At 62.0% G+C, this 12,827-nt stretch carries 9 protein-coding genes; 3 read left to right on the forward strand and 6 right to left on the reverse strand.

Features of this window, described 5'->3' with window-relative positions; genetic code table 11:
• Nucleotides 1-21: 21 nt before the first annotated feature.
• Together QMY55_RS17520 and QMY55_RS17525 are read right to left on the reverse strand one after the other, a co-directional pair.
• Nucleotides 22-2,409, reverse strand: a complete 2,388-nt coding sequence (locus QMY55_RS17520; protein WP_283485428.1) for a xanthine dehydrogenase family protein molybdopterin-binding subunit — start codon at nt 2,407-2,409, stop codon at nt 22-24.
• Between the two features lie 41 nt (nt 2,410-2,450).
• Complete coding sequence (locus QMY55_RS17525; protein ID WP_283485429.1) at nt 2,451-2,921, reverse strand: (2Fe-2S)-binding protein; 471 nt, start codon at nt 2,919-2,921, stop codon at nt 2,451-2,453.
• A gap of 183 nt (nt 2,922-3,104) precedes the next feature.
• Here QMY55_RS17525 and QMY55_RS17530 point away from each other — a divergent pair, with 183 nt between their 5' ends.
• The 3 genes from QMY55_RS17530 (at nt 3,105) to QMY55_RS17540 (ending at nt 7,107) form a co-directional block, all read left to right on the forward strand.
• Nucleotides 3,105-4,292, forward strand: a complete 1,188-nt coding sequence (locus QMY55_RS17530) for a helix-turn-helix domain-containing protein (protein ID WP_283485430.1) — start codon at nt 3,105-3,107, stop codon at nt 4,290-4,292.
• A 319-nt stretch (nt 4,293-4,611) separates the two neighbouring features.
• On the forward strand, nt 4,612-5,232 hold the full coding sequence (locus QMY55_RS17535; RefSeq protein ID WP_283485432.1) for a TRAP transporter small permease subunit: 621 nt from the start codon (nt 4,612-4,614) through the stop codon (nt 5,230-5,232).
• An 18-nt stretch (nt 5,233-5,250) separates the two neighbouring features.
• The gene (locus QMY55_RS17540; RefSeq protein WP_283485433.1) at nt 5,251-7,107 is read left to right on the forward strand and encodes a TRAP transporter large permease; all 1,857 of its coding nucleotides are present in this window, start codon (nt 5,251-5,253) and stop codon (nt 7,105-7,107) included.
• A 211-nt stretch (nt 7,108-7,318) separates the two neighbouring features.
• On the opposite strand, the gene QMY55_RS17545 is transcribed toward QMY55_RS17540, so the two are convergent.
• The 4 genes from QMY55_RS17545 to QMY55_RS17560 all read right to left on the reverse strand — a co-directional run bounded on the left by QMY55_RS17545 (nt 7,319) and on the right by QMY55_RS17560 (nt 12,817).
• Nucleotides 7,319-8,401 carry a TRAP transporter substrate-binding protein gene (locus QMY55_RS17545; protein WP_283485434.1) on the reverse strand — a complete coding sequence of 361 codons (1,083 nt, stop codon included), beginning with the start codon at nt 8,399-8,401 and terminating at the stop codon, nt 7,319-7,321.
• Between the two features lie 187 nt (nt 8,402-8,588).
• The gene (locus QMY55_RS17550; RefSeq protein WP_283485435.1) at nt 8,589-9,671 is read right to left on the reverse strand and encodes a type 2 periplasmic-binding domain-containing protein; all 1,083 of its coding nucleotides are present in this window, start codon (nt 9,669-9,671) and stop codon (nt 8,589-8,591) included.
• Nucleotides 9,672-9,857: 186 nt separating this feature from the next.
• On the reverse strand, nt 9,858-11,723 hold the full coding sequence (dxs, locus tag QMY55_RS17555) for a 1-deoxy-D-xylulose-5-phosphate synthase (RefSeq protein ID WP_283485436.1): 1,866 nt from the start codon (nt 11,721-11,723) through the stop codon (nt 9,858-9,860).
• Between the two features lie 152 nt (nt 11,724-11,875).
• On the reverse strand, nt 11,876-12,817 hold the full coding sequence (locus QMY55_RS17560; RefSeq protein ID WP_283485437.1) for a polyprenyl synthetase family protein: 942 nt from the start codon (nt 12,815-12,817) through the stop codon (nt 11,876-11,878).
• Between the last annotated feature and the right edge of the window lie 10 nt (nt 12,818-12,827).

Here is a 12,827-nt window from a genome sequence, read left to right on the forward strand (position 1 = left end):
TCCTTTTCATCAGCCACTTTTTCAGGTTCGCGCTGCGTCAATCGCTTCCCACACACGGTGGGGGCTGGCGGGCATGTCCAGATCCTTGACGCCCAGCGAATGCAGGGCATCGAGCACGGCATTGATGACGGCGGGTGGCGAGCCAATCGCCCCGGCTTCGCCGCAACCCTTGGTGCCCAGCGGGTTGTGGGTGCAAGGCGTGCAGACCGTGCCCAGCTGAAAGTCGGGCAGATCGTCGGCACGCGGCATGGCGTAGTCCATGAAGCTGCCGGTCAGCAGTTGGCCCGAGTCGCGGTCGTAGACGCAGTTTTCCAGCAGTGCCTGGCCGATGCCCTGGGCCAGACCGCCATGAACCTGGCCCTCGACGATCATGGGGTTGATGATGGTGCCGAAGTCGTCGACGGCGCTGAAGCGGTCCACGCGCACCACGCCCGTGGCGGGGTCCACTTCAACCTCGCAGATATAGGTACCGGCGGGGAAGGTGAAGTTGGTGGGATCGTAGAAAGCGGTTTCGTCGAGACCGGGTTCGAGCTTGTCCAGCGGATAGTTGTGCGGCACATAGGCGGTGAGCGCGATCTGGGCAAACGGGATCTTCTTGTCCGTGCCTCGCACCGTGAACTCTCCTCCCTCAAAGTCGATATCGGTGTCGCTGGCTTCCATCAGGTGTGCGGCAATCTTCTTGGCCTTGGCCTCGATCTTGTCCAGCGCCTTCATGATGGCCGCCCCGCCCACGCTGATGGAGCGCGAGCCATAGGTTCCCATGCCGAAGGGCACGCGGCCCGTGTCGCCATGAACGATCTCCACATGCTCGACGGGAATGCCCAGGCGTGCTGCCACCACCTGAGCAAAAGTCGTCTCATGCCCCTGACCATGGCTGTGCGAGCCCGTGAACACCGTCACGCTGCCCGTGGGGTGTACGCGTACTTCGCCGCATTCGAACAGACCGGCGCGTGCCCCCAGCGCCCCGGCAATATTGCTGGGCGCCAGGCCGCAGGCCTCGATATAACTGCTGTAACCCAGGCCACGCTTGAGGCCCTTGGCCTCGCTGGCCGCCCGGCGGGCCGCAAAGCCCGCCACATCGGCCAGTTGCTCCGCCTGGTCCATACAGGCATGGTAGTCGCCAATGTCGTACTGCAGCGCCACCGGTGTCTGATAGGGGAAGCTGGTGATGAAGTTGCGGCGCCGGATCTCGGCCTGCGACAGATTCATGTCCCAGGCACAGCGGCTGACCAGACGTTCGAGCAGATAAGTGGCCTCGGGCCGGCCCGCCCCGCGATATGCATCGACGGGCGAGGTGTGGGTGAACCAGGCATCGACCTCCACATAGACCTGCGGTGTGGTGTACTGGCCCGCCAGCAGCGTGGCGTAGAGAATCGTGGGCACAGCGCTGGCAAAGGTGGACAGATAGGCCCCCAGATTGGCATCGGTATGTACGCGCATGGCCAGAAACTTGCCGTTGGCATCCATGGCCATCTCGGCATGGCTGGCATGATCGCGGCCATGGGCATCCGTCAGAAAGGATTCGCTGCGGTCGGCCGTCCACTTGATATTGCGGTTGAGCTTTTTGGCGGCCCAGGTCAGGCAGACATCCTCGGCATACAGGAAAATCTTGGAGCCGAAGCCTCCGCCCACATCAGGCGCAATCACGCGCACCTTGCTCTCGGGCAGGCCCATGACAAAGGCCGTCATCAGCAGGCGCTCGACATGCGGGTTCTGGTTGGCCACGTACAGCGTGTACTCGTCCATGGCACGGTTGTAGCTGCCAATGGCCACGCGCGGCTCCATGGCATTGGGGATCAGGCGGTTGTTGATCAGGTCCAGCTTGGTGACATGGGCCGCAGTGGCGAACACGCTATCCACGGCCGCCTTGTCGCCTATCGCCCATTTGTAGCAATGGTTGTCGGGAGCAATATCGTGCACCACGGCACCGGCCTTTTGGCCACCTGCTGCATCGGCCACGTTGACCACGGCAGGCAGAACCTCGTAATCAACCTCCACCAGTTCGGCCGCATTGCGGGCCTGCTGCAAGGTCTCGGCCACCACCATGGCGACCTGGTCACCCACATAGCGCACGGTATCCAGCGCCAGTATCGGGTGCGGCGGCTCTTTCATGGGTTCGCCATTGGTGCTGGTGATCAGCCAGCCGCAGGGCAAACCATTGATGCCTGCTGCGGCTACATCGGCCCCGGTCAGCACGCCTACCACGCCGGGCGCAGCCTTGGCAGCATCAATGTTGACGCTGCGCAGCCTGGCATGGGCGTGGGGAGAGCGCACAAAGACCGCATAGGTCTGGGCGCCCAGCGTGATGTCGTCGGTGTACTGGCCGGCGCCGGTCAGAAAGCGTTCGTCCTCGCGGCGCAGAATGGGCTCGCCGATATGCGGCAGCTTGGAAAAGTCAGATGCACCCATGGTGTGTCTCCTCTTCTGATATCGAGATGCGCTTATGTCGATCAAGCGGCGGTCATGCCTTCGCGGCCTTTTTTGACGGCAGCGACGATGTTCTGATAGCCGGTGCAACGGCAGATATTGCCCTCGAGCAGCTCGCGGATTTCGCCATCGCTGGCCTGGGGGTTCTGCCGGCACAAGTCCACCGCGCTCATCACCATGCCTGGTGTGCAGAAGCCGCACTGCAGGCCGTGGCACTGCTTGAAGGCCGCCTGCATGGGGTGCATGGTTCCATCGGCTGCCGCCATGCCTTCGATGGTCTTGACCTCTGCGCCTTGGGCCTGCACGGCCAGCATGGTGCAGGACTTGATGGCCTTGCCGTTGACCAGCACGGTGCAGGCGCCGCACTGGCTGGTATCACATCCCACATGGGTGCCGGTCAGGTGCAGATGCTCACGTAGCGCCTGTACCAGCAAGGTGTTGGGGGGAACGTCAATGCTGGCCGCGCGGCCATTGACCGTGAACTGAACATTCATCGTGCTGCCTCCTGCCGGTGTCCGGCTTGATGTGCGTGGGAATGTGCTTGGAGCCCGGATAAGCAGCATTAATGCTCGCCCGGCCCGCCTCAAACATCGCTAGGGTTGACCCCCAGGGCAAGGGCAGGGCAGACAGATATTCTCAAACTGAGACACCCGCAGAGCCACATCCCGGAGCCACGCATGTCCCCCGCCCATCCCACAGCACCCATGCCTGTCATCTCCCACATGGGAGAACGCCACGCATTGGTGAGCCAGGCCCGCCTGCAGTTGCAGGAGCCCGCAGCAAGCCATGCGCTGCTGCCCGCTGGCGTGGCACCCTGGTTATGGCGTTCCTGGCAGCGCTGTCTGTTGCAAGACCGCCATCCGGCGGAAAGGGTGGAGTTCGAAGCGGTAGGGCCCCACGCATTGAACAGAGCCCAGGAGCAGCAGCACGCGTTGCTGCAGGCGGCCAGGCCCGTCATGGCCCAGCTCGTGGGTGCGGTCGGCGCCATGCACTATTTCTGCCTGCTCACCGATGCCGCTGGAACGGTGCTGGAAGTACAAGGCCCTGTGGACCAGCGCGATATGCGCGCCCTGGCGATAGGCCGGGTGGGCGTGGACCTGTCCGAGCTTTGCGTAGGCACATCCGCCATTGGCGCCGTGCTGGCCGAGCATGCCCCGGTATGGCTGCACCGGCACGAGCATTTTTTTGACGACCTGCGTGACTACAGCTGCGCCGGTGCCCCCATCTTCGGCCCGCAAGGCCAATGCCTGGGCATGCTGGACATCACGGGCATCGATGTTCCCGAACGCCCCGAGCTGCTGCACCTGGCGCTGCGCTGCTCCAGGGCGATCGAAGACCGGCTGCTGCGCACCCTGCCCCATGCCTTGCTGCTGCATGTGAACTGGCCCGGCGGCCCGCTGGGCCAGGAGGGCGAAGGACTGATGGCCTTTGATAACGACGGCTGCCTGCTGGGCAGCAACAGCGTCGCACGCCAGCTGGTGCCCCGTCCTGCACAGCCACCAGGCATGAATCAGCCCACCCACAGCCAGGAGTTGCTGGCCCTTCCCTGGGCCCATCTGGTGGAACACGCGCGCCGGCGGCCCGATGCGCTGATGCAGCTGCCGCTGTGGTCTGGCCTGCGTCTGCAGGCCCTGGTTCAGCCCGGGCCGCAGCTGCATCCGCCCCTACCGACAGGGGTGGCAGCGACACCCGTCGCCATGTCTTCTGCCCATCCATCGCTGCTGCGCACCAGCGAACATCTGCTGATACAGCAGGCCCTGCAAGAAGCACAGGGCAATGTCAGCCAGGCCGCCAAGCGCCTGGGCCTGAGCCGTGCCACCCTTTATCGACGGTTGGGTAACAAACGCAATGGGTCGGCCCGTTGAAAGAAGCTCCCCCGGATTTGCCCTAGTACGCGCTCGCTCACACCACCAATCCAGACTGAAAAACCGATGCACAAAGCGCATCCGTCCAGTCCCAAACATCAATAAAACAATGCTTTAGCATTCACCCACGCTGCGGAAGAAGCTATCACAAATGTAGCAACACCGCCCGACGCGCACCCACCACATTTGCTGCAGTATTTGTAAAAAACACGATACAGCGGTCCGTAGAATCTCATCCTTGGTTCATAACTCAGATCGCTCCCGAGGCTTACCAGCCCCAAAAACGCGACGCATACACAGCCTACTTTTTGGAGACACCATGCAGGCTTTACTTGCCCTGTCCAGGGCTATCGACAGGCTCAACGCCTTTGTCGGCAAATATTCCATCTGGCTGATATTTGCCGCAACCTTCATCAGCGCCGCCAACGCCATCGTACGCAAAGCCTTTGACACCAGCTCCAACGCCTTCCTGGAAGTGCAGTGGTATCTGTTTGCCTGGTCGTTTCTGATTGCCGCTGGCTACACCCTGCTGCACCGCGAACATGTACGCATCGACGTCATCAACTCCCGCCTGTCCAAGAAGGCCCAAGTCTGGATCGACATCATCGGCTTTGCCTGCTTTCTCACGCCGCTGTGCCTGACCATCCTGTGGCTTTCCACCCCCGTGGTAATCCAGATGTACCAATCGGGTGAAGTCTCCGGCAACCCCGGTGGCCTGATCCGCTGGCCCGTCTGGGCGGCCATCCCCGTGGGCGTCACGCTGCTGATGCTGCAAGGCTGGTCTGAACTCATCAAGCGTATTGCCTTCCTGACCGGCAACGGCCCGGACCCCATGGGCAAGCTGAGCGACAAGAGCGCAGAAGAAGAACTGGCCGAGGCCCTGCGTGCCGAAGCCGATCGCAAACAGGCCGAGGCCATGGCCTCACAGGCCAAGGCTTGAAGGTAGCGGGAGATACAGATGGAATTTATCGCTACCAACTACGCCCCCATCATGTTTGCGGGGCTGATCTGCTTTCTGCTGCTGGGCTTTCCCGTGGCTTTCAGCCTGGGCGCGGCAGGCCTGACTTTTGGCTTTCTAGGGATAGAGCTGGGAGTTTTCCCTTCCTCCGTGATGGCATGGTTGCCCCAGCGCCTGATCGGCATCATGGCCAACGACACCTTGCTGGCCGTGCCCTTTTTCACCTTGATGGGCCTGATTCTCGAACGCTCCGGCATGGCCGAGGACCTGCTCGACACCGTGGGCCAGGTGTTCGGCCCGATCCGCGGCGGTCTGGCACTGGCCGTGATCTTCGTGGGCGCGCTGCTGGCCGCGACAACCGGCGTGGTGGCAGCCTCCGTGATTTCCATGGGCCTGATCTCGCTGCCCATCATGCTGCGCTACGGCTATGACCGTCGCCTGGCATCAGGGGTGATTGCAGCATCCGGCACTCTGGCACAGATCATTCCACCCTCGCTGGTACTGATTCTGATGGCCGACCAGTTGGGCAAGAGCGTGGGCGATATGTACAAGGGCGCCTTCATTCCCGGCTTCATGCTCATGGGCCTGTATGTGCTGTGGGTGGTAATTCTGGCCATCTTCAAGCCCAAGATGGTGCCAGCCCTCCCCGTTGAGGCTCGTATCTACCGCGAAGCCAATGGCAACTCCGGCTATATCTCCCTGGCCGTGGTTATGGGTATCTCGACCATCGTTGCGATCTTCCTCGCCAATCACATGGCCGACCTGCACACCTGGTGGCAGGGCAAGGAAGTGACCGAAGTCGCCACCGACGAGAAGATCGTCACCGCCATGTGCGGCGGCACCTTCATCGCCTTTGTGCTGGCATCGTTCAACCGCATCTTCAAGCTGGGCCTGCTCTCGCGCCTGGCCGAGCGCGTGACTTTCGTGCTGATCCCGCCGCTGCTGCTGATCTTCCTGGTGCTGGGCACCATCTTCCTGGGCATTGCCACACCCACCGAAGGCGGCGCCATGGGAGCCATGGCAGCGCTGATCATGGGCTTTGCCCGCAAACGCCTGAACATGAGCCTGCTCAAGCAGGCCCTGGCCTCCACCACCAAGCTGGCCAGCTTCGTGATGTTCATCATGATCGGCGCCACCACCTTCAGCCTGGTGTTCCAGGCCGCAGACGGCCCCAAGTGGGTCGAGCATCTGCTGACCAGCCTGCCCGGCGGCCAGGTGGGCTTCCTGATCGTGGTCAACATCATGATCTTCTTCCTGGCCTTCTTCCTGGACTACTTCGAACTCTCGTTCATCGTGGTGCCTCTGCTGGGTCCCGTGGCAGAGAAGATGGGCATTGACCTGATCTGGTTCGGCGTGCTGCTGGCCGTGAACATGCAGACCTCGTTCATGCACCCGCCGTTCGGCTTTGCATTGTTCTTCCTGCGTTCCGTGGCGCCCGAGAAGCAATATGTGGACCGCGTGACGCACAAGGTCATCGAGCCTGTGACCACCATGCAGATCTACAAGGGTGCCGTGCCCTTTGTGCTGATCCAACTGGTGATGGTTGGCGTGCTCATCGCCTTCCCCGGCATCGTGACCGGTGCGCTGGACAAACCGGTGGTGGTGGACATGAACAAGGTCGGCGACGAAATGCTCAACCAGCTCAATGACACTGGCGGCGGCTACGGGGCAGACAACCCGTTTGGTGCACCCGAAGGCGGCGAGGAAGGCTCTGCAGCCCCTGCACCTGGAGCCCAGCAACCCGCGACACCCGATACGCCCGACGCTCCTCCAGCCCCCGATGCAGGCGCTTATGGCTCGGATGATCCGGCCAAGGCCTTGATGGACTCGCTGGGCACAGCCCCTGCCAGCAAGTAAGCCTTCTGGTCTGCCGCTTTGAAGCGCAAAGCCCTGACTCTTACCGGTCAGGGCTTTTTTCTTGGCCGCGACCGACAGGGGGTTGAGGCCGGCGCCATTCCGGGGACACCGGAAGCCATTCCCATCGCTGCCTGAAACAGACATAAAAAAACCGCAGCAAGCTGCGGTTTTGATAGCTGCCAGCGCATGACACTGGCGGGCTGGAGATCAATCAGATCTTGGCTGTAGCCATGTACTGGTTGAAAGGGAATTCCGAGAAGCGGTTCCACAGAATCTGGTCGCGCTGGAAGGCCCGCATGTCCTGGTGGATCTTCTTGAATTCGGGCGACTTGGCTTCGTGCTCGGCAAACACTTCCATGGAAGCCTTGAAGCCAGCGTCCATCAGCGCCTTGGGGAACATCTTGAGCTGAGTCTTGTTGGCCACCAGCTTCTTGATGGCGATGGGGTTCAGCACCTGGTACTTGCTGGTCATATCGGCAGCGGCCACGCGGGTCGCGGCGTCCAGAATGGCCTTGTTCTCGGGCGAGAGCGCGTTGTACTTCTTGATGTTGATGAAGAACTCCAGGTCGGCGGAGCCTTCCCACCAGCCGGGGTAGTAGTAGTAAGGCGCAACCTTGTTGAAGCCCAGCTTTTCATCGTCGTAGGGACCGACGAACTCCACGGCATCCAGCGTGCCCTTTTCCAGAGCCTGGTAGACATCGCCAGCGGGCATATTCTGCGCCACCACGCCCAGCTTGGCCATGGCCTCGCCGAACACGCCGCCGCCCAGACGCATCTTCAGACCCTTGAGGTCTTCCACGGTCTTGATTTCCTTGCGATACCAGCCACCCATCTGGGTCGTGGTGTTGCCGGCCGAAGCGGTCTTGAAGTTGTACTTGGCGAAGAAAGCGTCCAGCAGCTTGCGGCCATTGCCATGGTCCTTCCAGGCATTCATCTGCAGCGTGGTCAGGCCAAAGGGCACGGCGCAGCTGAAGGCGAAGATGGGGTCCTTGCCGGTGAAGTAATAGGCAGCGGTTTCCGCCATATCGATGGTGTCGGCCTGCAGGGCGTCGACCACACCGAAAGCGGGCATCAGCTCGCCCGCAGGATGGACCGAGATTTCAAACTTGCCGCCCGACAATGCCTTGACGGTTTGCGACAGTTTCTCGGCGCTGCCGAAAATCGTGTCCAGCGACTTGGGGAAGCTGGAGGCCAGGCGCCAACGCACAGCAGCCTGAGCATGCACGGCAGGAGCCGCACCTGCGGCCAGTACGCCGGCAATACCAGCATTTTTGAGGATGGAACGACGATCCACTTATGTCTCCTTGAGGAACGGATTGGGCTGACACAGACCACTGATCTATGCCAGCTTGATTTATGTAACAGGGACAAAATGTACACGAGCAAAACGTTCGACGTGCACCAAAAAGTGACCGTTCGCTTAAGAAGTTCTACCTAGTGAGCTGCATCAAGTCTGCTGCCGCCCCATAAGCAATCGCCCACTACAGGCGTACTGCGCTCATATAGCTGACATAGCGAAATTCCGAGAAACGGTCCCACAGCAGTTGATCGTGCTGAAAGCCTCTGAGGCTGCGGTGGATTTTCTTGAACATGGCGGACTTGGCCTCGTGCTCGGCCATGGTTGCCATCACGACCTTGAAGCCCGCATCCATGAGCTCGCGTGGAAAGGCACGCAGCTGAACACGCTCGCTGAGCAGCTTCTTGAGCGCCGCGGGATTGAGTGCCAGATACTTGGCCGTCAAATCCTTGGCCGCCAGTGCGGCAGCGCCTTCCACCATGGCACGCAACTCGGGCGTCAGCGCCGCAAAGACCTTGGCATTGATGAAGTAGGCCAGCTCGGCCCCGCCTTCCCACCAGCCTGGGTAATAGTAGTAAGGCGCGATCTTGCCAAAGCCCAGCTTCTGGTCGTCGTAGGGGCCCACGAACTCCACCACGTCCAGGCGCCCTTTTTCCAGCGCCTGGTAGGCCTCGCTGATGGGCATGTTGTAAGCCTGGACTCCCAGCTTTTGCAAGGCTTCCACCAGCAGCCCGCCGCCCACACGCATGCGCAGGCCCTTGAGATCGGCCACTGCCTTGATTTCCTTGCGATACCAGCCGCCCATTTGCGTGCCGGTATTGCCCGCGCTCAGGCTTTTGATGTTGTACTGACCATAGAAGTCATCCATGAGCTTGCGGCCGTTGCCGTACTCCATCCAGGCATCCATCTGGCGCGCCGTCAGGCCGAAGGGAACGGCACAGCCAAAGGCAAAGCAGGGGTCCTTGTCGGTGAAGTAATAAGGTGCCGTGAGCGCCATCTCGGCCGCGCCGCTCTGCACGCCCTCCATCACGCCAAAGGCAGGCATTGCCTCGCCTGCAGGCTGGACGATGACTTCGATCTGCCCGTTCGACATCAGCTTGAGCATCTGCCCGAACTTTTCAGCCGCACCGTGGATCGCGTCCAGCGATTTGGGGAAGCTCGTGACCAGGCGCCACTGCATCAATTCCTGGGCGCGCACCGCAGGTGCCATTCCCGCAGCCAGCACACCAGCCATGCCCACATGTTTGACGAGTGAGCGACGGTCCATGAATATCTCTCCGCTAGTAGTTGTTGATTGCCTTGGCTGTCATCGCAGTCCGGGCGCAAACCTCGGCCATTCTAGGAACGCACGCGCGGCCCGCGGAAAGATTCGCGGCCGCCGTCAGTTTTCTTTCCCGCACGGTGCAAGAAAAAAGGCTCTTCGGAAAAGAGCCTTGATTCAGTCGCCGCGCAATCAGTCTGCCAGACGCTTGCGGATCGATGCCTCGATGCCTGCGGCGTCCAGACCCTGCAGCGCCAGCAGCTTGGCGGGGTCGCCATGCTCGATGAACTGATCGGGCAGGCCCAGTTGCAGCACGTTCTTGCTCAGCCCATGGGCGGCCAGGGCTTCGAGCACGGCACTGCCGGCTCCGCCCATGATGCTGCCCTCTTCCAGCGTGACGATCAGCCCGTGCTCGGCCGCAATCTGCAGCAGCAGCTCCTCGTCCAGCGGCTTGGCCCAGCGCATATTGGCGACCGTGGCGTCCAGTGCTTCGGCGGCTTGCAGGGCCGGGTACAGCAGCGTGCCGAAGGCCAGGATGGCAATCTTCTTGGCTGCGGATTCACGGCGGATTTCGCCCTTGCCGAAAGGCAGGCCTTCCAGACTCTCCAGCGGAGCCACACCCACACCGGCACCGCGCGGATAGCGCACGCAGACAGGGTGGTTCTGCTCATAGGCTGTGCTCAGCAGCTGGCGTGTTTCGCGCTCGTCGGCCGGGCAGGCCATGCTCATGTTCGGGATGCAGCGCACAAAAGCGATGTCATAGGCACCGGCATGGGTCGCACCATCGGCACCGACCAGACCGGCGCGGTCCAGTGCAAACACCACGGGCAGATTCTGCAGCGCCACATCGTGGATCAATTGGTCATAGGCGCGCTGCAAAAAGGTGGAGTAGATGGCCACGACAGGCTTGACACCTTCGCAGGCCATGCCGCCCGCAAAGGTCACCGCATGCTGCTCGGCGATGCCCACGTCGTAGTAGCGGCCGGGAAAGCGCTTGTGGAACTCCACCATGCCCGAGCCTTCGCGCATGGCCGGTGTGATGCCCACCAGGCGCTGGTCCTTTGCGGCCATGTCGCACAGCCACTGACCGAAGACCTGGGTGAAGGTCTGCTTGGGCGGCGTGGCCGGCTTGACCAGGCCCACGCTGGGGTCGAACTTGCCGGGGCCGTGATAGGCGATAGGGTCGGCCTCGGCCAGCTTGTAGCCCTGGCCTTTTTTCGTGACCACATGCAGAAACTGCGGGCCCTTCAAGCCCTTGATGTTTTCCAGCGTGGGGATCAGCGAGTCAAGGTCATGGCCGTCGATGGGGCCGATGTAGTTGAAGCCGAACTGCTCGAACATGGTGGCAGGCACGACCATGCCCTTGGCCTGCTGCTCCAGACGCTTGGCCAGCTCCAGCAAGGGCGGCACCTGCTTGAGCACGCTCTTGCCCACATCGCGGGCCTTGGCGTAGAACTGACCGCTCATCAGCTGGGCCAGATAGCGATTGAGCGCGCCCACGGGCGGGCTGATGCTCATGTCATTGTCGTTGAGGATGACCAGCAGATTGGCGTCATGCACGCCGCCGTTGTTCAGCGCCTCGAAGGCCATGCCGGCCGTCATCGCACCGTCGCCAATCACGGCAATGGCGCGGCGGTCCTCGCCTTTTTGCTTGGCCGCCAGGGCCATGCCCAGGGCCGCCGAGATGCTGGTGGACGAGTGGGCCGTGCCGAAAGTGTCGTATTCGCTCTCCACGCGCTGGGGAAAGCCCGAAAGACCGCCCAGCTGGCGCAGCGTACCCATGCGATCGCGGCGACCGGTCAGGATCTTGTGCGGATAGGTCTGGTGGCCCACATCCCAGACGATGCGGTCATAGGGCGTGTTGAACACCGTGTGCAGCGCCACCGTCAGCTCCACCGTGCCCAGATTGGAGCTCAGATGGCCGCCCGTCTTGGAGACGCTGTCGATCACATAGGCGCGCAGCTCTGCCGCCAGGGTCTTGAGCTGGGCACGCGACAGGCGGCGCATGGCTTCAGGATCATCAATGTTCTGCAGCAGAGAATAAGTGTTCGTGGGCATGATCTATATTTTTAGTAGCTGCTCGCGCTTGCCAGCATTGGGTTTAAGGGCTTTTTGACGAATATTTATAGAACTTGCGCAAACAAGGATGAGTCAAGATGGTCTTCTTGTGGAAAAGCACTTGCCTGAGCCTGATTTGCACAAGTCGTGATTCAGTGCGTGCGCTGCACCACCATATCCGCCAATGCCGCCAGTGCCTGTGTATCGGGCAGGCCGCTGCGCGCCAGTGCCGCATGGGCTTGCAGACGCAGCTCCTCCGCATGGGCTCTGGCTCGCTCCAGCCCCAGCAGCGAGACATAAGTGGGCTTGTCGTTGGCCGCATCCTTGCCCGCCGTCTTGCCCAAGGTGGCCGAGTCCGCCACCACATCCAGAATATCGTCGACCACCTGGAATGCCACGCCCAGGGCCTGGCCGTATTCGGTCAGCGCCTCCAGCGCCTGTGCCTCGGTCCTGGCATTGCAGGCAGCCCCCATCAGCACGCTGCCCAGCAGCAAGGCGCCAGTCTTCAGGCGGTGCATCTCGCGCAGCTGTGCTTCCGTCAGCTGCTTGCCCACGCTGGCCAGGTCAATGGCCTGACCACCGGCCATGCCCTGGCTGCCTGCAGCGGCGCCCAGCAGACGGCACAGCCTGGCCTGCATGGAGCAAGGGACTTCTTCGCCTTCCGGCAGCAACAACTCGAAAGCCAGGGCCTGCAGGGCATCGCCCGCCAGCAAGGCAGAGGATTCTCCGAACTGCACATGCACGGTGGGCTTGCCACGGCGCAGCACATCGTTGTCCATGCAGGGCATGTCGTCATGCACCAGCGAATAGGCATGGATCAGCTCGACCGCGCAACCGGCGCGCAGCGTGGCCGCGCCCTGGCCGCCCACGGCTTCGGAAGCCGCCCAGACCAGCAGCGGGCGCAGGCGCTTGCCGCCGTCGAGCACGGCGTAGCGCATGGCTTCGCCCAGACCGGCGGGCGCACAGACGCCCACCCAGCGCGACAGTGCCTCCTCGGTGCGCGCCAGGCGCTCTGTCATCCAGGAGGGAAAATCCAGGGCTGTCGCGCCCATGTTCAGAGAAGGCTGCTGTTCGGCAATCATTGATTCATTCATGGCTGATGCT

Origin of the sequence: Comamonas resistens (assembly GCF_030064165.1) — a bacterium.
Classification (GTDB): Bacteria; Pseudomonadota; Gammaproteobacteria; order Burkholderiales; family Burkholderiaceae_C; genus Comamonas; species Comamonas resistens.